At 61.6% G+C, this 23,887-nt stretch carries 22 protein-coding genes; 12 read left to right on the plus strand and 10 right to left on the minus strand.

The window, feature by feature from the left end; genetic code table 11:
• The first annotated feature begins 91 nt into the window (after positions 1–91).
• The 3 genes from PQQ52_RS13010 (at position 92) to PQQ52_RS13020 (ending at position 2,174) form a co-directional block, all read left to right on the plus strand.
• Positions 92–1,024 carry a phosphatase PAP2 family protein gene (locus PQQ52_RS13010; protein ID WP_408211375.1) on the plus strand — a complete coding sequence of 311 codons (933 nt, stop codon included), beginning with the start codon at positions 92–94 and terminating at the stop codon, positions 1,022–1,024.
• A 23-nt stretch (positions 1,025–1,047) separates the two neighbouring features.
• Positions 1,048–1,227: a hypothetical protein gene (locus PQQ52_RS13015; protein WP_408211377.1), complete on the plus strand. Its 180-nt coding sequence runs from the start codon at positions 1,048–1,050 to the stop codon at positions 1,225–1,227.
• Between the two features lie 719 nt (positions 1,228–1,946).
• The gene (locus PQQ52_RS13020; RefSeq protein WP_408211380.1) at positions 1,947–2,174 is read left to right on the plus strand and encodes a hypothetical protein; all 228 of its coding nucleotides are present in this window, start codon (positions 1,947–1,949) and stop codon (positions 2,172–2,174) included.
• Between the two features lie 17 nt (positions 2,175–2,191).
• Here the strand turns inward: PQQ52_RS13020 and hfq are convergent, their stop codons facing one another.
• Positions 2,192–2,686 (minus strand): RNA chaperone Hfq, encoded by a 495-nt coding sequence (gene hfq, locus PQQ52_RS13025; RefSeq protein WP_408211382.1) that lies wholly within the window; start codon positions 2,684–2,686, stop codon positions 2,192–2,194.
• A gap of 352 nt (positions 2,687–3,038) precedes the next feature.
• On the opposite strand from hfq, the gene PQQ52_RS13030 reads away from it, so the two are divergent.
• The 6 genes from PQQ52_RS13030 (at position 3,039) to PQQ52_RS13055 (ending at position 7,450) form a co-directional block, all read left to right on the plus strand.
• Positions 3,039–3,182 carry a hypothetical protein gene (locus PQQ52_RS13030; protein ID WP_408211384.1) on the plus strand — a complete coding sequence of 48 codons (144 nt, stop codon included), beginning with the start codon at positions 3,039–3,041 and terminating at the stop codon, positions 3,180–3,182.
• 15 nt (positions 3,183–3,197) lie between these two features.
• Positions 3,198–3,740 carry an RNA polymerase sigma factor gene (locus tag PQQ52_RS13035; RefSeq protein WP_408211387.1) on the plus strand — a complete coding sequence of 181 codons (543 nt, stop codon included), beginning with the start codon at positions 3,198–3,200 and terminating at the stop codon, positions 3,738–3,740.
• Positions 3,740–4,597: an anti-sigma factor gene (locus tag PQQ52_RS13040; RefSeq protein WP_408211389.1), complete on the plus strand. Its 858-nt coding sequence runs from the start codon at positions 3,740–3,742 to the stop codon at positions 4,595–4,597. The genes PQQ52_RS13035 and PQQ52_RS13040 overlap by 1 nt, the downstream gene beginning before the upstream one ends.
• A gap of 316 nt (positions 4,598–4,913) precedes the next feature.
• On the plus strand, positions 4,914–5,345 hold the full coding sequence (locus PQQ52_RS13045) for a hypothetical protein (RefSeq protein WP_408211391.1): 432 nt from the start codon (positions 4,914–4,916) through the stop codon (positions 5,343–5,345).
• Between the two features lie 39 nt (positions 5,346–5,384).
• Positions 5,385–6,962 (plus strand): FAD-binding oxidoreductase, encoded by a 1,578-nt coding sequence (locus PQQ52_RS13050; RefSeq protein ID WP_408211394.1) that lies wholly within the window; start codon positions 5,385–5,387, stop codon positions 6,960–6,962.
• A gap of 80 nt (positions 6,963–7,042) precedes the next feature.
• Entirely contained in the window at positions 7,043–7,450 is a 408-nt protein-coding gene (locus PQQ52_RS13055; protein WP_408211396.1) for a hypothetical protein, read from the plus strand.
• On the opposite strand, the gene PQQ52_RS13060 is transcribed toward PQQ52_RS13055, so the two are convergent.
• From PQQ52_RS13060 to PQQ52_RS13095, 8 genes are all read right to left on the minus strand, one after another.
• On the minus strand, positions 7,447–8,508 hold the full coding sequence (locus tag PQQ52_RS13060; protein ID WP_408211398.1) for a DUF1571 domain-containing protein: 1,062 nt from the start codon (positions 8,506–8,508) through the stop codon (positions 7,447–7,449). The two genes, PQQ52_RS13055 and PQQ52_RS13060, sit on opposite strands and share 4 nt — an antisense overlap.
• A gap of 52 nt (positions 8,509–8,560) precedes the next feature.
• Entirely contained in the window at positions 8,561–10,366 is a 1,806-nt protein-coding gene (locus PQQ52_RS13065) for an AMP-binding protein (protein ID WP_408211401.1), read from the minus strand.
• Positions 10,367–10,503: 137 nt separating this feature from the next.
• A complete protein-coding gene (locus PQQ52_RS13070) occupies positions 10,504–11,805 on the minus strand; it encodes an acetyl-CoA C-acetyltransferase (protein ID WP_408211404.1) in 1,302 nt (433 codons plus the stop codon).
• A gap of 150 nt (positions 11,806–11,955) precedes the next feature.
• Positions 11,956–12,876, minus strand: a complete 921-nt coding sequence (locus tag PQQ52_RS13075) for a MaoC/PaaZ C-terminal domain-containing protein (RefSeq protein WP_408211407.1) — start codon at positions 12,874–12,876, stop codon at positions 11,956–11,958.
• A gap of 2 nt (positions 12,877–12,878) precedes the next feature.
• On the minus strand, positions 12,879–14,291 hold the full coding sequence (locus PQQ52_RS13080) for a 3-oxoacyl-ACP reductase (RefSeq protein WP_408211410.1): 1,413 nt from the start codon (positions 14,289–14,291) through the stop codon (positions 12,879–12,881).
• Between the two features lie 124 nt (positions 14,292–14,415).
• On the minus strand, positions 14,416–16,914 hold the full coding sequence (locus PQQ52_RS13085; protein ID WP_408211413.1) for an acyl-CoA dehydrogenase: 2,499 nt from the start codon (positions 16,912–16,914) through the stop codon (positions 14,416–14,418).
• A 198-nt stretch (positions 16,915–17,112) separates the two neighbouring features.
• Positions 17,113–17,979 carry a TetR/AcrR family transcriptional regulator gene (locus PQQ52_RS13090; RefSeq protein WP_408211416.1) on the minus strand — a complete coding sequence of 289 codons (867 nt, stop codon included), beginning with the start codon at positions 17,977–17,979 and terminating at the stop codon, positions 17,113–17,115.
• Positions 17,980–18,371: 392 nt separating this feature from the next.
• Positions 18,372–19,592 carry an MFS transporter gene (locus tag PQQ52_RS13095; RefSeq protein ID WP_408211419.1) on the minus strand — a complete coding sequence of 407 codons (1,221 nt, stop codon included), beginning with the start codon at positions 19,590–19,592 and terminating at the stop codon, positions 18,372–18,374.
• 406 nt (positions 19,593–19,998) lie between these two features.
• On the opposite strand from PQQ52_RS13095, the gene PQQ52_RS13100 reads away from it, so the two are divergent.
• Together PQQ52_RS13100 and PQQ52_RS13105 are read left to right on the plus strand one after the other, a co-directional pair.
• A complete protein-coding gene (locus PQQ52_RS13100) occupies positions 19,999–20,373 on the plus strand; it encodes an MAPEG family protein (protein WP_408211422.1) in 375 nt (124 codons plus the stop codon).
• Between the two features lie 218 nt (positions 20,374–20,591).
• A complete protein-coding gene (locus PQQ52_RS13105) occupies positions 20,592–21,923 on the plus strand; it encodes a chloride channel protein (RefSeq protein WP_408211425.1) in 1,332 nt (443 codons plus the stop codon).
• Between the two features lie 172 nt (positions 21,924–22,095).
• On the opposite strand, the gene PQQ52_RS13110 is transcribed toward PQQ52_RS13105, so the two are convergent.
• Entirely contained in the window at positions 22,096–22,623 is a 528-nt protein-coding gene (locus PQQ52_RS13110) for a cupin domain-containing protein (RefSeq protein ID WP_408211428.1), read from the minus strand.
• Positions 22,624–22,839: 216 nt separating this feature from the next.
• On the opposite strand from PQQ52_RS13110, the gene PQQ52_RS13115 reads away from it, so the two are divergent.
• Positions 22,840–23,820: an ABC transporter substrate-binding protein gene (locus tag PQQ52_RS13115; RefSeq protein ID WP_408211430.1), complete on the plus strand. Its 981-nt coding sequence runs from the start codon at positions 22,840–22,842 to the stop codon at positions 23,818–23,820.
• The last annotated feature ends 67 nt before the right edge of the window (positions 23,821–23,887 follow it).

The raw sequence follows: 23,887 nt of genomic DNA on the forward strand, positions 1-23,887 counted from the left end.
CATGCGACAACCTGAAGATGCTGGCGTGTCCTTCGAGCAGAGGTCACCGTCGCTCTTGAGACGATATCTGTGCGGATGGGCCGTGGTAGGCATGATCCTGCTGATCGATGTCACGTGGCTCCATTTGACGAACCGTTCTGTGCGATGGACAGGCATCGAGCATGTTTGCAAGGCTGTGGGCGCTTTAATCTGCTCAGTCGTCGTACTACGGGCAGTACGGCGCATCCCACGCTACGAGCGAATAACTGCAAAGTTGCGCTATGCGGAAGTCTCAGATACTGCAGCGTGGTTTTCTCTATTTCTATGTTTTATGTCGTCGGCCAGCATCCTCTCTTACCTGTGCGTGTCAATCAATGCGCCGCTTGTAGACAATAGTCTGGTTCGCTTCGATCGCGCACTCGGCTTCGATTGGCCCGAAGTATACCTATGGGTCAAGTCTCACTCACAGGTTCAGCAAATCCTTGCACTTGCATACGAGAGCGGATTTTGGCAATTACTCGCGATTCCAGCCATTCTAGGGATATCGGGTTGCCATGAAGATTTATCAGAATTCTTTGTTCTGTTGATGTTGTCGGTGATTCTGCTCTTAATTATTTCGACGCCGTTCCCTGCGACAAGTGCGTTCATATACTTTAAGGTTGCCGATCCGAATACCGCGTCAACTGTGTCAGACTTTGCGATATTGCGCGATGGGACAATGCGGATATTCGACTTACGGAACATGCAGGGGCTTGTGTCCATACCCTCCTTTCACACCATGTTGGCCGTTCTGTTCACCTACTCGCTTCGACGAATCCGATTGCTTTTTGGGCTGGCGATAGTCATTAATACGACGATGATCGTCTCAACGCTGACGCAGGGGGGACACTATCTAGTCGACGTAATCGCAGGATTGCTCCTCTCTGTTCTAATCATCCAAGCCCTAAGAGTCGCGAACCGTCAGCGAACGGTCGTCCCGCCCGCGAAAATCGGAGAAACAATCGCGTGTGCCACTCGCGAACTGTTTACGCCGACCGAGAAATGAGCCCCTTGTAGGGATCGCGCCGATTGAAAATTGAGCCGGGTAATCAACCTATCCGGCTGGTTTTTCCGGCGGGGTGTTTGGGGGTGATCCCGACGACGATGATTGGCAAGGTGTGGCGGATGTTCCACCGCCAGACCAAGTCGGTACGCGAGACTGGGCGTCTCACAAGCCTGTCGCGCAACACCATTGGTAAAAATATCTGAACATGGAGGTTCTGGAGGAGCCGAAGTATCAGCGGAGCTCCCAGCCGACCCGAGTGACGCCGTTGTCTGGAGCAAGTGTGAGCTACATCACAGGAATTTTTGCGACCGTGCGACGTGTTACCACCATTTAAGCCCGCGCCAAATTATACTAAAGCCAACCCTAAGTGTTTGAATAAAAAGTAATTTTCCGCGCCGTGCGGGGTAAAAACCGGCACCTTCAATGCCGCTTCTTCCCAGCCGAAGGCTCCTCTTCCACTGGCAAGTGCCTTGGCTCACTCATATCGACGGCGATCGGATCACTGGCGGGAAAGCTCTCCTCGAGCGCCTCATCGAGGCGACTCTCGGCAGACCCAGCGGGCTGCGCCGAATCCTTAGGGTGAGAGGTAGGTTGCTTCTGCTTGGCCATGACGTGCTCCAGTTAGAAAGAGAATCAACAATCCAGCATAGCGCAAAGCGGCCCCAGGCGAGCACCAGCCGAGCGACCAACACTCCCAGATTGTAAGCATCCCCTTCAAATCCTAAAAACCAACTCCAGAAACCACCAGACAAAAAAGCAAAACTTAAAACCAATCCGCATCAAGTCGTTTTCAGTGTGTCGCTTAAAAACAAAAGCAGCACCGATCGGCAGGCCACACGACATGCCGTGCCGTGCACCGGCAATTTCCAGCTCGGGAGGGGAGCAAACAACAAGAGCAGCGAACAATAGGGCAGCGAACGACATGGACCGAAAAAACCCTGCGCGCGCGCAGCGCTTCAACGCGTCACACGTGGTGGAAGCCGAACTGGAACATCTGGATTGGGCGACACGGCAACCGGCGCTGCGCATGCTGGACGCCCTGTACTGGCGGCGCCGCGTGCTGGCGGTCAAATGCGGATTCGAGCTGACGGACTTGCAGAGGTTGCGACTGGAGAAGATTTTGCAGCGGCTCGGCTATCCGTCGGAATAGCCGGCCGCCGCGGCTGTTTATTCGGTGCCGCCGCTCGTGCCACCGTTGCCACCATGATTGCCACCGCCATGGTTGCCACCGTCGCCGCCGCCCGTGCCGAACAGACGCCTGCGGCGTGTTACCACCACCGGACCGTCGGAGGTACTGCTGCTGCGATCGGACGCAGGGCGGTCCGATGACGGCGCGCCATACGACTCGCGCGGTTCGCGCGGCTCACGATGGTCGCGCGGTTCACGCGAACCGTGCGGGCCACGCGTGGTGTGCTCGCCGTGCGAAGGCCGCCCGGCGCGCGGCGCCGGACGCGTGCCGGTGTCGAGCTGGATCGTCGAGATCGCGCGCTTGTAGATGCCTTGCAGGCCAACAGGCGTGCGCAGCATCACCAGATACTGATCGAACGACTCGATACACCCCGTCAGGCGAATGCCGTTGACAAGGTAGATCTCGACGCGCTTTCGTTCTTTGCGCGCAGCGTTCATGAAGTCGTTTTGCGGATGCGATTCTGCGGAAGCCATGGACAATTCAGGTTAGTAAGACGGGTGTTCGCCGCGATTCTACCCTGTGTGAGGGCGGAACGCGTTGGCGGCCGAACTGCGTCCACTATAACGGCTTGCGCGCACATAAGCATCTGATAACTATTGACTGTAACGTTGAGTTACGAATCTGGGGACGAATTGCGCGTTCTTCGGCCACGTTCGAGCGCTGCCGGCGCGGATCGCGGAAAAAAATCGCTCGTGCCGGTGCCGTGCGCGGAATAAATCGCAGCCCGCTCACGTTAAATCAGGTATGGCAGCGCTGCATGCCGCACGTGGCTGGTCGGGTCCCCGGCTCGCACGCGCCGGCCAGACACTCATCAGGAGACTCACTATGAAAGTATCCCGTATTCTTTCTGCCGCCTTCATGCTGCTGGCGCTCGCGCTGGGCTCGCTCGCAACGAGCGCCTGCACCTCCGCGACCGACAGCAGCGCCTCAGGCACCAGCGGTGGCTCGGGCAGCAGCGGCGGCTACTGAGCGTCGCCGCGCCGGGTGAATTTCGAAGCGGAAGTGATTTCGTGGCTCCCGCAGTTGCGCCGCTATGCGCGCGCACTGACGGGCGACCGCGCCTGGGCCGACGACCTCGTGCAGGATACGGCGGAGCGCGCGTTCGCGCGCTGGGCGGCGTTTCGTCCGAACAGCAACCTGCGTGCGTGGCTTCTGACGATCCTGCGGCACCTTTATATCGATCAGTTGCGTGGCCGCCGCGAAATCGCCGTCGACGATGAAAGCGCGCCGTGGCGCAATCTCGAAGCGCCGCATGGCGAGGTCGACGGTCTGGTGTTGCGCGATCTGCAGCGCGCGCTGTATTGCCTGCCGGTCGAGCAACGCGAAGTGCTGCTGCTCGTTTGCGTGGAGGAACTGTCTTATCAGGAAGCGTCGAAGGCGCTCGGTGTGCCGATCGGCACGGTGATGTCGCGGCTCTCGCGCGCGCGGGAACATATGCGCGTGCTGATGACGGAGGGGCCGGTTGAAGGGGGCGCTGTGGGGTTGGCGCGTAAAGTCCCGCCGCTGAAAGTAGTGAGAAATCCGTGATGAATAACGACCACGATTCCAGTTTGCCTGAGGGGCTCGATCTGCGAGCACTGTCGGCGTTTGTCGACGGCGAGTTGCCGCCGGTGGAGCGCGCCGCGATCGAGGCGCAACTGGCGCAGCAGCCGCAGGCTGCCGCAAGAGTGGCCGCATGGCGCGCGCAGAAAGCGGCGCTGCAGGCGCTGTGCGGTGCGCCACAGCGCAACGAGCGTCAGGAGCATAACGAGCACGGTGGAAGCGTCGGGAAGCGCGAGGCCGACGAGCCGGCCTTCATCGTGGTGCGGCGGCCGACGCCGTGGTGGCAACGCGTCGGTCTCGCGGCGTGCTGGCTTGCAGCCGGCGCGGGTCTCGCGCTCGCCCTGGGGCCACTCGCACCGCGTCTGACGGGCGGCGCGTGGAACGGTCTGGGCGGGCAGCCGCCGAGCTTCGCCGAGCGCGCCGATATCGCCTATGCGGTGTACACGCCCGAACGGCGTCATCCGGTCGAAGTCGCCGCGAGTGAAGAAGAACATCTGATCAACTGGTTGTCCAAACGGCTGAACCGGCCGCTGTCGGTGCCGTCATTGCAGGAATACGGTTACTCGCTGGTGGGCGGGCGTTTGTTGCCCGGCGAAGCGGGACCGGCCGCGCAGTTCATGTACGAAAATACCAGCGGTGCACGGCTCACGCTGTACATCACGGGTATTTCTCGCGACGAAACCGCGTTCCGCCTGTTCCGCGACGGAAACCGCCGGACCTTCTACTGGGTCAACGACCGTATGGGCTACGCGTTGTCCGGGCCGATTGCGGAAGGCAAGCTGCGCAGCATCGCTATCGACGTATGCAGTGCGCTCGGCGGCAAGCCGGAAAGCTGGCAGTAGCGCTCAAAGCCCGCCGGGCATCTGGACATGCCCGGCGCCGGCCCGCTCCGCGAGCTGCCTGCAACACGCGGTAACAGAAAAGCGTTGCGGCCCACGCGCGCCGTCGGAATAGCATCGCGCGACGCTTCGTTTACTTGCTGCAGGATCATGCCGTGCCGCTTTGCATGCGCGGTGGACGGCAGGGTCTCGTGCGAGGCAAACCGACGGGGTCTTTACGGTGTCGACACGTTTTTTGCGAGTCGCAACGCCGGCGCGTCGAGGCAGCGAAATCATGCTTACTTTTCATTAGTTCGGCACCGGGCTATGTTCCGGCGTAGTGTGTCTGTGTGTGTGCGCCGTTTGCGCGGCGCCGGCCGAGGCGCAATCGGACGCGAACGCGTCGACGAACGACGCTTCGACGTGCCGTTTTGTCGTGGGTCAGGCGGAGATCGACGGCGTCATGCAGCAGATCAGCGGCCGCGCGTGCCTGCAGCCGGACGGCAGCTGGCAGATCGTCGAAGACGATGCCGCCGCGCAGGCCCTAGGCCCGGCCCCCGTGTATTACTACGATCCATGGTATTGGGGACCGCCGGTGGTATTCGGTGCTGGCGTGTCGTTTGTATTCATCGACCGCTTCCATCATTTTCATCACATGGACCACGTGCGTTATGGACACGGATCGTATGGCAACTGGCACGGCGGCGGCTCGATGCACATGTGGAGCGGCGGCATGTCGCACGGCGGAGGTGGCGGTGGAATGCGCCGCTAGCGTGGCGCCGCCCGCACGTGTGGCCGCAAAGGAGACATCTTGACGCGCAGCTTGCCGCCGAAAGTTTCCGCCGCCGAGTTCGATCGCGCGCTCGCTGCCTGGCGCGCGATTGTCGGTGAGCCGCAGGTGGTGACCTCGGCCGCCGGGCTCGCTGCTTACCTCGATCCGTTCGCGCCGGGTGAGCGCGAAGCGTTTTCTGCGTCCGCTGCGCTGCGGCCTGCCTCCGTCGACGAAATTCGCGCAGTGTTGCGGATTGCCAATCAATTCCGCATTCCGTTGTGGACGGTCTCGACCGGACGCAACTTCGCGTACGGTGGTGCTGCGCCGCGGCTGACGGGTTCGGTCGTGCTCGATCTGCAGCGGATGAACCGCATCATCGAAGTGAACGAAACGCTCGCCTACGCGCTGGTCGAACCGGGCGTCAGCTACTTCGATCTCTATACGCATTTGCGCGAGAAAGGCTACAAGCTCTGGGTCGATCCACCCGCGGCGGGTTGGGGCAGTGTGGTCGGCAATACGCTCGAGCGCGGCTTCGGCTATACCGCGTACGGCGATCACGCGGCTGCGCAGTGCGGCATGGAAGTGGTGCTTGCCAACGGCGACGTGCTGCGCACCGGGATGGGCGGCATCGAAATCGGCACTGCGTGGCAACTGTATCAACCAGGCTACGGACCTTCCTTCGACGCGATGTTCATGCAGTCGAACTACGGCATCGTCACCAAGCTCGGTGTCTGGCTAATGCCCGCGCCGCCTGCGTATCTGCTCGGTGAAATCCAGTTTCGGCACGAAGAGGATCTCGAAGCGATCGTCGATATCTTGCGGCCGTTGCGGCTCGATGAAACGATCCGCAATAACGCGGTGATCGAGGGCGGTTTGCGCCGGGCCGCGGGACTGTCGGCACGTCAACAATGGTACGAAGGCAAAGGCGCGATGCCCGAAAATGCGGTGACGGCGATGCTCGACAAGCTGAACGTGGGCCGCTGGAATCTGCATTTCGCGCTGTACGGTACGCCTGAATTGATCGACGTCCGCTATGCGATCGTAAAGCGCGCTTTCGCCCGCGTACCGCAGGCAAAATTCTCGGCGGCTCGTTATACGGGCGACGCGCAACCCACCGCGGGCGGCGATCGCAACCTGGCCGGCATCCCGGCGATGAGCGCGTTCCGTATGCTCGACTGGCGTGGCGGCGCGGGCGCACATGTGGACTTCGCACCGGTGTGCCCGGCGACCGGGCGCGATGCGCTGCGCCAATACATGATGGTCAAGACGCGCGCCGCGGAGTACGGCTTCGATTACTACGGCGGCTTTACGGCGGGCGTGCGTCATTTGCATCACATTTTCGCGGCAATCTTCGACCGCGACGACGCGAATCAGGTCGAGCAGGCGGGTGCTTTACTCCGTTCGCTGATGAGCGACGCGCGCGCGGCGGGTTACGGCGAATATCGCGCGCATCTCGCGTATATGGATTTCGCCGCGGCGCAGTACAGTTTCAACGACGGCGCGTTGCTGCGGCTCTCGGAAACGATCAAGGATGCACTCGACCCGAACGGTATTCTCGCGCCGGGCAAGCAGGGGATCTGGCCGACGGCATGGCGCGACCGGCGGGGTTATACGTGAGGCGCGTGGGCATGACGTGCGTGACGTGCATGATGAGAGTGATGCGAATGACGCGCGCCACATAATGGTGTGATCAAGCAATGGACAGACGCGCTTTCATGATGACCGGTGCCTGGTTTTCCACCGCGGCAGGTGGTGCCTGGCCGTGGCTCGCCCAAGCCGCCGCTCGTGGCGACACGCTCGCCGTGATCGATTCCACCCTCGCGTACGGCCCCGCATTCGCCGACTACGTCGCACACATGAAACTGCCCGCCTTCGAAACCGGCGACGACATCGGCGCGCTCTGGTACACCACACTTGCGCCGCGCCTCAGGCAAATGCCTGCGCAATCGCCTGCGTCGCTGATCGGCCTGACACGCGTATCCGATTACTTCGTGCTCAAGGAACTTGCCACCCGCGTGGGCCACATGGCCGAACACAGCTACGAGCAGAGCGCGGGACCCATTGCGCATGTCGCCTTCGCGCTGACGCCGCGCCTTGTCCGCTAGAACTTATAAGCCTTGTTCTTCGGATCGAAGGTCGAGTCGTCGAAGGTTTTCGGTGTGATGCTTTCGAAAACGATCTTCTCGAAAATCTTGCCGTCATTGTTATATGACTCGACCGTGCGGAAATACGGATGCCGCAGATCCAGCCCGAGCGTTTCTTTCTTCGCATAGAACTTGGGCTGGCCGTCCGGCGTTTCGAAGGTGAAGGCGACCACCCGCACGCCGTCGATGGTTTTCACTTCCACCTGGGTCGAGCGCGGCAAGCCTGCCTCGATGTATTTCTTGCCTTCGGCGAGATACTGATTGGCAATGTACTCGGTGCCGAGATCGCGCACCTGGTGGTTCGACTGCGCACGGGCGAGGGCGCCGTTTAGCGAGGTCCACAGCGGCATGACGTTCATGATGCCGCCGAGGTGGCCATACATTTCGTCGGTACGTTTGGACTCGTCGTAAATGATTTCCTGACCGGCGTGAGCGCCGTCGGGCAGCCACTTCGCGTAGATCCGCAATGGATCGTGGGCGATGCGCACCAGCATGTGATCGGGCTTGTCGGGCCACTGGCCGTGAATGCGCTCCGAGCGCGACATGGTGAACTCGTATGACGGGTAACCGTTCGGCCCTTCCTTGATGTAACGCGGCAACGCAAGCGGATCGAGCGACTGAAACAAGGCGACCAGCTGGGCGTCGTCGAGCTTTTCCATTGCGCCGCTTTGCTGCTCGGCGCGCAGCCATTTGACCTGCTGATCCAGCGTGAGCTTGCCGACCTGCGAGACCGGCGCGGTGGGCGCCTTGACGTCACTGGCAGTGTCGAGCGCGGGTGGCGTGTCGTCGTTCTGCGCGAACGCCGGTGGCGTTGCCACCGCAACAGCGCCGGCCACGAGCGCGCCAATGAGCAGTCCCCGTGACGAAACCGCACGCAATGAAGCTGCCAGGGAGGCGCTCAAGGTTGCGGCCTCCGACGAAAAACGGACGAGGCGCATGAAGGCCGACGCGCGGGTCGAGCTATTCAACTGGCTAGACCGGCACAAGCGGCGTGAGCGTGCGGACAGGCTGTGCTTCATGAATCTCTCCGAAAGGATGGCGCAAGGCATGGCGTCAAGCGCCGTACTCCTGTCAGGCAGGTTTTTGCTTCGCGAGTTCCTCGTCGCGCAGCGCGCGGCGCAGAATCTTGCCGACGTTGGTTTGCGGCAGTTCGTCGCGGAATTCGACAAGCTTCGGCACCTTATAGCCCGTAAGGTTCTTGCGGCAGTGGGCGATCACCTGTTCCGCGGTTAGCGAAGCGTTGCGTTTGACGATGAACACCTTCACACGTTCGCCTTGCGCTGCGTCGGGCACACCGATTGCGGCGACTTCGCGCACGTCCGGGAGCGCCGCGATCACGTCTTCGATTTCATTCGGATAGACGTTGAAGCCCGACACCAGGATCATGTCTTTCTTCCGGTCGATCAGACGGATGAAGCCGCGCGAATCCATCACGCCAATGTCGCCGGTAGCGAGCCAGCCGTCGTCGTCGATCACTTTGGCGGTTTCTTCCGGGCGATTCCAGTAGCCTTTCATGACCTGCGGGCCCTTCACGCACAGTTCACCGGCTTCGCCGATGTTCGCCCACGTACCGTCGTCCTTCTTGAAACGCACTTGCGTTGACGGCGCGGGCAAACCGATCGAGCCTTCGAAGTCGCGCAGATTGGTCAGGTCCACCGGATTCATCGACACGATCGGCGAGCACTCTGTGAGCCCGTAGCCTTCGATGATCGGCTTGCCGGTGACCGCCTTGAAGCGATCGGCGACCGACTTCTGCGTAGCCATGCCGCCCGCCATCGCGAGCTTCAGGTTCGAGAAGTCGCGCTTGCAGAACTCCTCGTTGTCCAGGAACGCGTTGTAGAGCGTGTTCACTGCCGTCATACCGGTGAATTTCTCGTGACGGATGATCATCATCACGCGCTTCATGTCGCGCGGATTGGCGATCAGGATGTTGCGGCCGCCAAGCCCCATGAAGATCAGCGCGTTCACGGTCAGCGAATAGATGTGATAGAGCGGCAGCGGCGTGAGCACCGTTTCGATCTCGCCGCTCAACTGCCCCTCGGACCACGCCTTCGCCTGCAACAGATTGGCGATGATGTTCTTGTGCGTGAGCATCGCACCTTTGGCCACGCCGGTCGTGCCGCCGGTGTATTGCAGGAAAGCGATGTCGGCGTGAGTGGGGCGCGCGGGCGTCAACGGCCGCGTGTAACCGATCGAAAGCGCTTCGAGCAGCGGTACCGCTTTGGGCAGGTTGTAGGCCGGCACCATCTTCTTCACATGGCGCAGCATGAAATTGAGCAGACGTCCCTTCAGATTCAGTCCGTCGGCGAGCAGATCGCCGAGACCCGTCACGATCACGTTCTGTACCTTGGTGCCGGGCAGCGCGTCCTCGACGGTCTTCGCGAAGTTCTCGAACACGATGATGGTTTGCGCGCCGCTGTCCTTCAGTTGATGCGCGAGTTCTCGCACCGTGTAGAGCGGATTCACGTTGACGACCACGCCGCCCGCCTTGAGCACGCCGAACAGCGACACCGGATACTGGAACGTATTCGGCAGCATGATCGCGACGCGCTCGCCAGGCTTTACGCCGATGCTTTGCAGATACGCCGCGAACGCGGTCGCCTTGCGGCCGAGTTCGCCGTACGTCATGTTCGCGCCGACGCTCACATACGCGACACGCTCGCGAAACTGCGCGATGCATTCGTCGAAGAACTGCACGACCGATTCATACTGGTTGACGTCGATTTCACGCGGTACGTCTGCCGGATATGACGCGTACCAGATGCCGTCGGTGTTGGGCGCGTGACTCGCCGCCTGACTGGGCACCTGATCTACTGTATTCGTCAGGGGTGCGGATCCGGCGGCGGGCGAGAGCGGGGCTTGCGAGGGCTGGGTCATCGGTCGTCTCCTGAAGCGGTGGCTTCATCTGTTTGTGTGCTGGTCTTGCAGCCAGTCATGAACTAATCAAAGCGGTCATTACAGCAGCTTTCGAAACAAGGCATTCATTGAAGCACGCGCTGAGCCAGCCGCGGCGCTCAGCGTTCCAGAATCGCCACCACGCCCTGGCCGCCCGCCGCGCAGATCGAAATCAGCCCACGTGCGGTGCCGGCCGGCTTGTCGAGTTGCGCGAGCATTTTCGCGAGGCCGGCGACGATGCGGCCACCGGTGGCCGCAAACGGATGACCAGTGGCGAGTGAGCTGCCGTTCACATTCAATTTTGCCCGATCGATCGCGCCGAGCGGCCCGGGCAAACCGAGTTGCGTGCGGCAATACTCGTCATCCTGCCACGCCGTGAGCGTGCACAATACCTGCGCGGCGAAGGCTTCGTGAATCTCGTACAGATCGAAGTCCTGCAACGTGAGCCCGGCGCGCGCCAGCATGCGCGGCACGGCATAAGCGGGCGCCATCAGCAGGCCTTCTTTCTTGTCGAAAAAGTCGACCGCGGCGGTTTCGGACCAGCTTAGATACGCCAGCACCGGCAGGCCATGTTTAGCCGCCCATTCTTCGCTTGCGAGCAGTACGGCGGACGCGCCGTCCGTCAGTGGCGTCGAATTGCCGGCCGTCAGCGTGCCCGCGTCGCGGTCGAATACCGGCTTCAGACCGGCGAGTTTTTCGAGCGTGAGGTCGGAGCGCAGATTGTTGTCGCGTGCAAGGCCACGATACGGGGTCATCAGATCGTTGACGAAGCCGCGTGCATACGCTTCGGTGAGCTTGCGGTGACTGTCGTAAGCGAGCACGTCCTGCGCTTCGCGTGAGATGTTCCAGCGCTTGGCCATCAGCTCGCAATGTTCGCCCATTGACAGCCCGGTACGCGGCTCGCCATTGCGCGGCAAAAGCGGTTTGAAAAACATGCCCGGCCGCAGTTTGGTCAGTGCACCGACACGTTGGCCGGTACTCTTGCCGCGATTCGCTTCGAGCAGGATCTTGCGCATGCGCTCGTTGACACCGATCGGTGCGTCGGATGTCGTATCCACGCCGCCCGCGATGCCCACCTCGATCTGCCCGAGGGCGATCTTGTTGGCGACGAGAATGGCCGCTTCCAGCCCGGTGCCGCAGGCCTGCTGCACATCATAGGCGGGCGTTTCCCTGGCGAGCGTGGTGGACAGCACGGATTCGCGCGTCAGGTTGAAATCGCGCGAATGCTTGATGACGGCGCCGGCCGCCACTTCGCCCAGGCGTTCGCCGTGCAGGTTGTAGCGGTCGATCAGGCCTTGCAGCGTGAACGTCAGCATGTCCTGATTCGACGCGGTGGCGTAGGCGGTGTTCGAACGGGCAAACGGAATCCGGTTGCCGCCGATGATGGCGACGCGGCGCACGGCGGGCAGCGGGTTGGACATGCTCGGCTCCTTTGGGTCGTTCCCTGGTTATTGAACGGTGCGAATGGTGAGTACGGCTTCTTTGCCAGAGTGTTTCTGCTGGCTCAACAACGATTCTCAGGCAGCTTCAATTCCATGCAATGAAGAAAACATAGGCGTGTCTGCGGGGCGTCATAACAGCTTCCACTGCATTCGGCCGCGCAAATGCGGTTTTTCCCCAGCAATATCACGTACTTCGATGTCGCGTTCGATCAGCGAGGGTGACGCGCTCCACAGCGTTGCTTCGCCCGGCAGCAGCATTGGCAATTTGAATTCGGCACTCAACGTGGCCTCGGCCAGCGGTTTCGGCGGTTGCAGCGCGGCGGCGGCGCGTGCCAGCGTCCACATGCCATGCGCAATGGCACGCGGAAAGCCGAATGCCTTCGCGGATAGCGCGGTCAGGTGAATCGGGTTGTAGTCGCCGGATACTTTCGCGTAGTCGCGGCCCAGTTGCGGCGCCAGTTGCCAGCGCGAGATGCGCTGCAGCGCGTCGTGCCCAAGTTCCAGCGGTTCGAGCGGACCGCCGCTTGCCGGCACGCCGCGCTTCAGATAGACACTGTCGCCGTCCCACACCGCTTCGCCGCGGCGGTACATGCGTGTATGCAGCACGAACGCCTGGCCTTTGTCATGACGCAGCAGCGCGCCGAATTCGACCTCGACGCGCAACATGTCCTTGTAAGCGAGCGGCTGGCGCAGCCGCACGTGGTTCGCCAGATGCACGAGGCCGAGTGCCGGCCACGGAAACGCCGGGTCGGTCAGCATCAACAGATGCAGCGGGAACGCAAGCAGATGCGGATAGGTGAGCGGCACGCCGTGCTCGGGAATAAAGCCGCAAACCCGCGCATAACGCCAGATCGGCCCGGGGTCGAGGACCACGGCCGGGCGTACGAGGCGCAATGCCGGCAAGTGCGTGTCGCGCCCGCGTTTGACGATACCGGACAACGCGCGGGCATACAGCTTTGCCGGCGCGGGCAACTGCTCGATGACGATGGTCTTCGGACGGCCCGCGCTCGCGGCGTGACCACTCCTGAACGGATCACCCGGCTCACCCATGCTCACGCTCCAATCAGGCTTTGTCCGCACACGCGTACGACCTGGCCGCTTACGCCGGCCGATCCCGGATGCGCGAGCCACGCGATGGTCTGCGCGACATCCACCGGCTGGCCCCCCTGGCTCATCGAATTCATCCGGCGGCCCGCCTCACGAATGGTCAGCGGAATCTTCGCGGTCATCTGCGTTTCGATAAAGCCAGGCGCGACCGCGTTGATCGTGATGCCGCGTGCGCGCAGATGCGGCGCCATGCTTTGCACCCGGCCGATCACACCGGCTTTTGACGTGGCGTAATTGGTCTGCCCGAGATTGCCCGCGATACCGCTGATCGACGACACGGCGACGATGCGGCCGCCGTCGCGCAAAATGCCGGCTGCGAGCAAGGCGTCGTCGATCCGTTCCTGCGCGGACAGATTGATATCGATCACGCTTTGCCACGCGGCATCGGTCATCTTCGCGATGGTTTTGTCCTTGGTGATGCCCGCGTTGTGTACAAAGATATCCACGCCCTGTTCGTCGAGCGCCGCGGCAATCTGCGCGGGTGCTTCGGGCGCGGCAATGTCGAAGGCGAGCGCCGTGCCGTTCAACTGGCGCATCGTCGAATCGAGCGCGTCGCGCGCTGACGGGATGTCGATGCCGATGACGTGCGCGCCTTCCGCGGCAAGCACACTCGCAATCGACGCGCCGATACCACGCGCGGCGCCGGTAACCACGGCGCGCCGGCCCGCGAGCGGCTGATGCCAGTCGAACGCCGGCAAGGCATCGGTGCCGGCGCGCACACCGATGCGCACCACCTGGCCCGACACATAGGCGGAACGTGGCGATAGAAAGAATCGCAGCGTCGCTTGCACGCCGTTCTCGGCGCCTTGCTCCACGTAGACAAGATTGGCGGTAATGCCGCGCCGTGCTTCCTTGCCGAGCGAACGCGTGAGGCCTTCGAGCGCGCGCTGCGCGGTCCATTGACGCGGACTCGCACAGGTTTCCGGCGGACGCCCCAACACGATGATGCGGCCGCACTTGCCGAGCGAGCGCAACGTGTCGTGGAAGAATCCGTGCAGCGGTTCGAGCTGGCTGCTGTCTTCAATACCGCTCGCATCGAACAGCAGGGCGCTGAGCTTGCCGTGCGAACCGGACTCTGCCGGCTCAAAACGGCCGGTCATCAGACCATGGCGATTCGCGAGCGGCACCCATAGCCCCGCGCTTTCATGCGCCACACTGGTCACGCCAATGCTGATGACGAGATTCGCGAGTGCTTCGAGCAGATGCGGTTCGCGGCCCGCACCGATCGCCACCAGCCCATCGAACTCGGGCCGGTCCGCGCGATAGCGGTGCAGCACCTCGGGCTTCGGCAAGCCCAGCGAGCGCGCGAGGCGCGCGCCGAACGGCGAGTTGACGAAGTTCAGATAAGAGTCGTTCATATCGTTCGTTGCTCCGCTGGCCACGCCCCGAAGGAAGTCCCCATAGGGGACCTCGGACGTGTGTCAGTGTGCACCCAGTTTGGGACATCTGGGAGAGCCCCGCCTGGATGTTTTTTTAAGGCGCTCAAGCCGCGAGTTCCAGGGCTTTTTCGAGCGCGTCCTTACGCTTCTGCAAATTGGCGAGCATGTCGAAGTCGGGCGGGAAGTCGTCGACCTGCACGACTAGCGCGCCATACCGCGCATAATCTTCGAGCACGCGACGATCGTCGGCATCGATCAGGCCTTTCTGCAGTGCCGCTTCGGTCCACGCGGCCAGTTGCGGCAGGTTCTGAGGCATCGGGTCGAGCAGGCCTTGCTTGACCGCGTCGCGCAGTTTCTGGTCGATCTGCGTGAAACGCGGGTTCAACTCGAATACGAGCTCGCCATAACCGAGCGCATCGACGTCCGGATGCGGCACGTACGAGTCGGATACCAGGCGATTGCGCGCCGCGCCAGGCGTTTGCATCAACTCAGCGATCTCGGTGCCAAGTCGATCGGACGGCTCGCGATACGGCAGGCCGAACGGAAACGCGAGCACGCGCACCAGACCGGCGGCGAGGCGGTTCGGATAGTTCGCAAGCACACCGTCGAGCGCGTATTGCGCTTTGTGCAGCGAATCTTCGACGCCCCAGCGCACCAGCGGCAGATCCTCCTCCTGACGGCCTTCGTCTTCGAAGCGCTTGAGCGTTGCCGAGATCAGGTAGAGCTGCGAGAGCACATCGCCGAGACGCCCGGAAATGCGTTCACGCCGTTTCAGATCGCCGCCGAGCACGAACATGGAGACGTCGGCGAGCAACGCGAATGCGGTCGAAATACGGGTCGCCGCGCGGTAGTACGACAGCAGCGGTGCGTACGCCGTGCGCGGTTTGGCGATGAAGGCGCCGCCCGTGATGCCATAAACGAAACTGCGCACCACGTTGGAGAGCGTGAAACTGACGTGGCCGAAAAAGGCCGCATCGAAATCGCGCAACGCCTTGGTGTGATCTGTTTCGCGCGTGGCCGCCATTTCCTTCAACACATACGGATGACAGCGAATCGCACCCTGGCCAAAGATGATCAGGCAGCGCGTCAGAATGTTCGCGCCTTCCACGGTGATCGCAATCGGCACCTGTTGATAGGCGCGCGCAAGAAAGTTCGACGGCCCCATGCAGATGCCCTTGCCGGCGGCGACGTCCATGCCGTCGTTGATGACCATGCGGGCGCGTTCGGTGATGTGATACTTCGCGATCGCCGAAATTACCGACGGCTTTTCGCCGAGGTCCACGGCATGCGCGGACAGGCGGCGCGCCGCGTCCATCACGTAGAGATTGCCGCCCATGCGGCCGAGCGCTTCCTGCACGCCTTCGAACTTGCCGATGGCGGTGCGGAATTGACGGCGAATCGCAGCGTAGGCACCGGTGCCGCGCACGGCGATCTTCGCCATCCCCACATTCGAGGACGGCAGCGAAATCGCGCGGCCCGCCGCGAGACATTCCATCAGCATGCGCCAGCCGTTGCCGACCTGTGCGCGGCCGCCGATCACCCAGTCGAGCGGAATGAAGACGTCTTTACCCGAGTTCGGACCGTTCTGGAACACCGCGTTCAGCGGCCAATGACGCCGGCCGATGTTGACGCCCGGATGGTCGGTCGGAATCAGCGCGCAGGTGATGCCGGGCTCGTCATTGGAGCCGAGCAGGTGATCGGGATCGAGCGCACGGAACGCGAGGCCGAGCACGGTCGCGATCGGTCCGAGCGTGATGTAACGCTTGTCCCAGGTGACGCGAAAACCCAGCGTCTCGCGGCCTTCAAACGTACCTTTGCAGACGATGCCGACGTCGGGAATCGCTGCCGCATCGGAACCGGCGTAGGGGCTCGTCAAAGCGAAACAGGGGATTTCGTCGCCGCGAGCGAGGCGCGGCAGGTAGTGGTTTTTCTGCTCTTCGGTGCCGTAGTGCATCAGCAACTCAGCCGGGCCGAGCGAATTCGGCACCATCACCGAGACGGCGGCGGCCGAGCAACGCGTGGAGAGCTTCATGATGACCTGCGAATGCGCGTAAGCGGAGAACTGCTTGCCGCCGTACTGCTTCGGAATGATCATGCCGAGAAAGCCGCGTTCCTTGATGTACTGCCAGGTTTTCGGCGACAGGTCCTGCCACACCATGGTGGTTTCCCAATCGTTCGCGAGATCGCACAGATGCTCGCATTCGACATCGAGAAACGACTGTTCTTCGGCGGAGAGCGTAGCCGGGCCGTAGCCGAGCAGCGTGTCCCAATGCGGGCGCCCGGAGAACAGTTGAGCGTCCCACCAGACGGTGCCGGCTTCGATCGCGTCGCGCTCGGTCGGCGACATCTCCGGCAGGATCTTGCGGAAGATATCGAGCACCGGTTTCGTGAGCCACGTACGGCGCAACGGTTTGATCGTAAGTACGAGGGCAGGGAGGACGAAGACAATCGCGAGTACCGTTGTCGCCACCGGACCCGCTCTTCCGCTGACATGCGCGGCCGCCACCCAGACGATCATGAAGGCAAGCCACCATGAGGCGCGCGCCTGAACATAGACGAGTGCGAGAGCGGCAATGACGAGTACTAGGATGAACCACGGCATGACGTTTCCTCCTGTTTCGATAGTGCGTGCGAACGCATCCACGGGTCGCGGACGGCTCGCGTTCTGTTGATCTTCTAGCTGGCAGTTCGACAGCGTGATGCCGCTTAGGTGCGGGACTTAGACGTGCTGCTCGGGTATGCGGTATTCATGCTGTTTGCGCACGGACGGCCTATGGCAGCGCCGCCCGCGCCGTTCGGTTCAAGCCGTGCCGTGCAACGCGGGCTGAAACGAACTCGCCTCCATGTTGTCACCGCGTCGTTCACCGTCCGACACTGCCGGCCCTGACGATTCAAATCCGCCTGACGCTGACTGCGCACCCGCAGCCGGGTTGTCGCCTTCCGCCTGGCCTTCCGGACCGCCTTCAGTGGCGTCGCCCAGTACGGCGGCGAAGGTGGCCAGTTGCGAGCCGTCGGGCAGCGGCGCTTTAAGCGCGGCCACCATCAGCGAAGCGAGACGCGCGATCAGTTGCAGGTCGTTCATCGACTTGCCCTGTGAGAACTCCGAAATCAGGCTGTCAGTATCGGTGCCGGCCAGCACCCCGGACAGCGCGCCGATCGCAAAGTGCAGACGCCAGCCGAGTTCTTCACGGGGCAGATGCGGCAACGCACGCTGGAAGGCATCGAAAAAGCGTATCGCCACCGACTCGTAGTGCGCATTCAGAAAGTCCCGGATAAACGCCGACGGATCGGTATAAGCGCGGCCCAGCAAGCGCAAAAACGCCTTGCCGCCGACCCGCGGATCGCGCGACAGCCGCAGCGCGGGAATGAACATGGCGCCGAGCACGTGCTCGCAGGTCAGACGCGCGCCGAGCATTTCGTCGAAGCGGTCGAGCAGCTTGAGCCGCTCCTGGTTAAGCCGGTCGAGCCGGCGCGCCAGCATCGAATGAATCAGCGATTCCTTGCTGCCGAAGTGATAGTTGACCGCCGCGAGATTCACCTCGGCACGCGAAGTAATCTGGCGCAGGGACATAGCCTCATAGCCGCATTCGATGAAGAGTGTTTCGGCGGCGTCGAGGATGCGGGACTTCGTGTCGCCGGCGTGCCGGCCTGTTGTGCGAACTGCCATTTTGCGTCTCCCAGTTGCCGGGCATCCGGCCCGCAAACAAGCGATTCAAATGATCATTTGAAACAGCCGTTTTTTTCAGGATAAAGAAGGACAGGGACTGCGATCAAGGGTTCTGTGTGGACTAACTCCTCTAGAAGACCTGACGAAGGTCCGTCTTTCCAATGGGCGCGGGCGCGTCAAACCGCGCGGAAATAAAAAAGGCCGTTCCGATCGAAATCGGAACGGCCTCGTATTGCTTGCTACCTGTTTGGCCTTGCGTTTGCTTTCTGCCGCCAGCTTTGTGCGCATTGCTGCTTGTGCTTTGCGCCTGCTTTGCTTGAGGCGGTTCGAGCCGCCTTTGTGCCTATTGTGCCCGATAACGCCGCGGCGAAATAGCTGTTTAGTTCGAACGCTTAAAGCTGTGCTGCGACCTGCCTCGCCGACTGCGTCATATCGATGCCGCGGCGTTCGCGGCTGAACGGAATCAGCGCTGCGATCACCACCGCCACGATACCGATCACGACCGCCATGATCAGCGCGTAGTTGTTGCCATGCGCTTCGGCGGCGCTCGCCTGCAGCGGGCCGTTCACCGACGCGATCAGATTGCCGAGCTGGTAGACGAGGCCTGGGAACGTCGCGCGAATTTCATCGGGCGAGATTTCATTCAGATGCACCGGAATCACACCCCATGCGCCTTGTACGGAGATCTGCATCAGGAACGCGCCGACCGCGAGCAGCACGGGCGTGGACGAGAAAGCCCACAGCGGCAACACCGGCAATGCGATCAATGCGGCGATGAAGATCGCGCGCTTGCGGCCGATCTTCTCCGAGATGAAGCCGAAGAACAGACCGCCGCAGATCGCGCCGATGTTCAACGTGATCGTGATCAACGACACCGTATGCGCATCGAACTGATGCTGCACGCGCAGGAAGGTCGGATACAGATCCTGCGAACCATGCGAGAAGAAGTTGAACGCGGTCATCAGCACGATCGAGTAGAGCGACAGCCCGACGTTCTGTTTCAACGTGGTGATCAGACCCGGACGGGTTTTCTTCTCGAGTGTCTTGAAGGCCGGCGACTCCGGCACGTGCGCACGCACATACAGCACCAGCAGCGCCGGCAGCACGCCGACGAAGAACATGCCGCGCCAGCCGATGTATTGATAGAAGACGCCGAACACGACCGAGGCGAGCAGGTAACCACTCGGATAGCCGGCCTGCAGGAGGCCCGAGACGATGCCGCGCGATTTCGGCGGCACGGTTTCCATGGTCAGTGCGCCGCCCACGCCCCATTCGCCGCCCATCGCGATACCGAACAGGGCGCGCAACACGAGCAGGGTGGTCAGGTTAGGCGAAAAGCCGGACAGCAATTCCAGCAGCGAGAAGCACGCGATGTTGACCATCAGCGTCGGGCGGCGGCCGTATTTGTCGGCGAGCCAGCCGAAAATCAATGCACCGACTGGACGCATTATCAGGGTCAGCATGATGCCGAAGGCAACCGTCGGGATTTTTGTATTGAATTCCGCCGCGATATCTTTCAATACGAACACCATTAGAAAGAAATCGAATGCGTCCAGGGTCCAGCCCAGATAGGCGGCGATCGTGACGTTTCTCTGTTCCCGTGTCCAGCTCATTGATTGTTCTCCTGAGTCTCCGATAACCCGTGTTTGACGACGGGTGGCTCTGCAGCCCCGTGCGCCCCGTGGTGTGGGCTTCGAGCGAGTGTACGCCGAGCGTTAAACGCTTGCATGATTGAACCGGCGTTTATCCGTATTAATCCCTGGAGCGGATTTCATACTGAATCTCGATGCATGGAAAATGTTTGGCAAATGTAATTATCGTATTAATCATGTTTGCCAGTTTGTTTGTTATTTGTAATGTTAATTCCGTGTGTGCGAACGCTAATCAGGTCAATCCGGCTCCTGGTTTCGAGTGTCGGGTAGAGGGGGCACTCGCGGGATTCCGGTTGGCGGTGGCGGATGCCTGCAGGTATAACAGCGGCTCGCGGCATTCGCGCCGTGCATACAAAGGGACTAACGAATGACAATTCCGCATCTATGCCTGCTCGTCGTGGTAGTGCTGCCGTTTCCGTGGATCATGCTGGCGAAGGTCAGCAAGCGCTATGACAACGGCGCGCCGCGCACCTATCTCTCAGGCCTCGAAGGCTGGCGCGCGCGTGCTTACGCCGCGCATCAGAACGCGTGGGAAGCACTGGCGATGTTCACCGCCGCGGTTGTCGTCGCGGGGCAGGCGGGCGGATCGAGCCCGTGGATCAACTGGATGGCGATTACCTTTGTCGTCACGCGGGTGCTGCACGGCATTTTGTATGTGGCGAACCTGGCGTCGTTGCGTTCAGTGGTGTGGTTTGTCGGTGTCGCGTGCGTGGTGTCGATGTTTTTCGTATCAGTGAACTGAGGTAAGGCGAAGCGTGGGGCGATGCTGGCGGATGCGCGCGTCGTCCGTCGCTCCCGCGATCCGGATGGACCTCGGCACTTGCCCTGCCGTTGAGGGGGACGGGTACGCGCTACATATGCGTATAGCGCATCAGTCGAGCAGAAAAATCAATTAGACTCATGTTGCGACGCGGAATAATATGGTTGCCATCCCATTAATGTCGCTGGTCTCGACGCGCCATGTCACTCAAATCACTCACTTCAGCGCCTGCGCGGCGCGCACAAAAGCCGCTAGCGGTGCTGGCCACGGTCACGTTGCTGACCGGCATTGGCGCCGGTCTCGGCGGCATGTTGCTTGCCTTGCTGCTGCACACCATTCAGCACCTCGCATACGGCTACAGTGTGACCCACGTGATCAGCAGCGAGAGTTTTCTGCAAGGTGTCACTGGCGCCGAGCCTGAGCGGCGTCTGCTGGTCCTGACGACGTGCGGATTGGTGGCGGGACTCGGCTGGTGGTTGCTGTATCGCTTCGGTCGGCCGCTCGTCAGCATTCGTCAGGCCGTCAAGTCCGATGATCCGCGTATGCCTGTGCTGAGCACCATCGCGCATGCGTTGCTGCAGATTGTGACGGTGGCACTGGGCTCGCCGCTTGGGCGCGAAGTCGCGCCGCGCGAGATCGGTTCGGTGCTGGCCGGCTGGCTCTCACATCGCGCGGGGTTATCGGTCGAGCAGAGCCGGATCATGGTTGCGTGCGGAGCCGGAGCGGGCCTGGCGGCTGTCTACAACGTGCCACTCGGCGGCGCGGTGTTCGTGCTTGAGGTTCTGTTGGGTACGTTTGGCTGGAAGGCATTGGTACCTGCCGTGGTGACGTCGGCGGTCGCGGCGCTGGTCGCGCAACTCGGTCTGGGCAATGAACATCAGTATCTGGTGCCGTCGTTGACCTTGAGCACATCGCTGGTGGTGTGGTCCGTGGTGTGCGGGCCGATTTTCGGTGTTGCGGCGTGGGGCTTTTCAGAGCTGACCAAACGCGCGCGTGCGGAAGCGCCCAAGGATTGGCGCCTGCCTGTGTTGTCGCTGTTGAACTTCGCGATTATCGGCGTGCTGGCGATGCACTTTCCCCAGTTGCCCGGCAATGGCAAAGGGCCCGCGGGAATGGCGTTCGATGGTGGCTTGACGATGAGTCTCGCGGCCATGTTGCTGGTGCTGAAGGTGGTGATTACCACGAGTAGTTTGCGAGCGGGCGCTGAAGGCGGTCTGTTGACGCCCGGGCTCGCGAATGGCGCCTTGCTGGCAATCGTGCTCGGCGGGGCCTGGAGCCTGTTTTGGCCAGGCGCTTCTTTAGGCGCTTTTGCCGTTGTCGGCGCGACGGCGTTTCTGGCTGCGTCGATGCAGATGCCTATTACGGCTGTTGTTCTGGTCTTCGAATTCACCCGGGTGAGCCACGACTTTCTGATTCCGGTTTTGTTCGCCGTCGGCGGCGCTGCATTGGGTTTTCAGGGATGCGTGAAGTGGGTGCCGGCGATGCAGGTTGGTCTGGGCCTTAACTGGAGTGGGGCGGGCAAAGCGCGATAGACTTTTTGCCTTTGGCGGTGTGGCAGGCAGCGTTCAAAGATCGAATTGCGGATGCGCGTTGAATTCAGTCACGCTTCGTACGAGCGCGCGCGGCATAACCGCGGCATAACTTCAAGGGCAGGGACAGGAGCACGACGACGGGTGTGTTCATATAGTCCGTGCCGTGCGACCTTTATTGACCTGATCCCGACCTCGCCGAATCGAAAATCTGATCGAGGTCGTACGCGAGCAGGAACACGCACCCGGTCATGCTGTGGAATCCCCGCTCGACCGTTCCCGCTTCCGCCACCCCGACGCTTCCGCTCCCTAGCAATCGACCGTTCCAGGTCACTTCGCCCTCCAGGACATAGATGAACTCAGCGCCAGTGTGAAGGTGATCAGGAAACGCCGCGCCAGGTTCGAACCTCACGAGCTGCATTGCGCGGCCGTTCGCCTTGACCAGGTTTTTCACGTCGACGCCCGTTGCGAGCGTTGACGGTATCCATGGGACGTCGCTCGAATCACACCAGCGAAATTGTGGCGCTGTCGATGGATCATGAGTCATATCGTGTCGCCTTTCCGTCTGCGTATGTTCACTCGGGCAGATTGCGGAGCCGATTCCAGATATGCAAAAGCATACGACTTCCCGGGCGCGCTGCAATAAGTAAAGCAATTGGCAAAGAGAATTCCAGTGCAACGCATCGGTGCGCAACACGCGCATGTCCGATTACCGTGCCTGGCATGCGAGACCGCGTCTGCGAGACCGCGGCAATCCGGGTCGATCAGCGCAATTATGCGGAAGCGATGCAGGAAAACACCAGGCTCGCTGCTGACACCCGCCAGTATACTGGCCAACTGCCGGACGCCGTCACCTCGGGAAGGTCAGAACGAATCAGGTCGGGCGCCGTTCGTCGGACTCAACAGGAGGAAGACAAAAATGAAGCGCTTCGTTTCCCACTATCTGGTTGCATTCGCAACGACCATGGCCTGTTCGTTCGCGGGGCCGGCGCATGCGGATGCCGCGCATCCCGTCGTCGCGTTGCTGCCAGGCGTCACCGATCCTTTCTACTTCACGATGCACCGCGGCGCCGAGCGGGCCGCGAATGAAGAACACGTCCAGTTGTTATTCCAGGTGCCCAAGGCGTGGAACACCACCGAGCAGGTGCCGATCCTCAAGGCGTTCATTGCCAAACACCCTGATGTGCTGCTGGTTTCTCCCGTCGACAAGCAGCAATTGATCGGACCACTGAAGGAAGCGGCTGACGCCGGCATCAAGGTCATCACGGTCGATACATATATCGGCGATGGCCACTATCAGACCGGCAAGGGTGATGCGGATTTCCCGCTGTCCTACATTGCTTCGGACAACCTGGAAGGCGGACGCGTTGCGGCGCGCTCGCTCGCAAAAGCCATCGGCGACAAGGGTACGGTCTATTGCGAAAACAACAAGCCGGGCATCTCAAGTACCGATGCGCGCGCCGAGGGTTTCCAGGAAGAGATGAAAAAGCACCCAAACATCAAGGTGCTGCAAACGCAATATAACGAGGACGATGCGAACCGCGCTGCATCGCATGTCGCCGCAGTGCTCGCGCGCAACCCCGACCTTGCTGGCGTGTTCGGCGCCAACACCTTCTCCGGCAGCGGCGCAGCCCAAGGTGTCAAGGCGGCCGGCAAGCAGGGTGTCGTCAAGGTCGTGGTGTTCGACGCTGTGCCTGGCATCGACCAGCAGATCAAAAGCGGCCTCGTGGACATCGCGATCGCGCAGCGCCCGGATGAGATCGGCTATTACGGCGTGAAGTTCGCGGCAGACCTGATTCGCGGCAAGAAGATTCCGCCATTCAAGAGCACGGGCTTCGTAGTGCTCGACAAGACGAACATCGACCAGCCGGACATGAAGCAGTACATCTATTCGAACTAGGCAAGCGCTATCGAACGAGGACCTATCCCCGCGTGCGCCGATGCGCGCACGTGGATACCGCTGCCGA

It is taken from the genome of Paraburkholderia sediminicola (assembly GCF_046030555.1).
GTDB lineage: Bacteria > Pseudomonadota > Gammaproteobacteria > Burkholderiales > Burkholderiaceae > Paraburkholderia > Paraburkholderia sediminicola_E.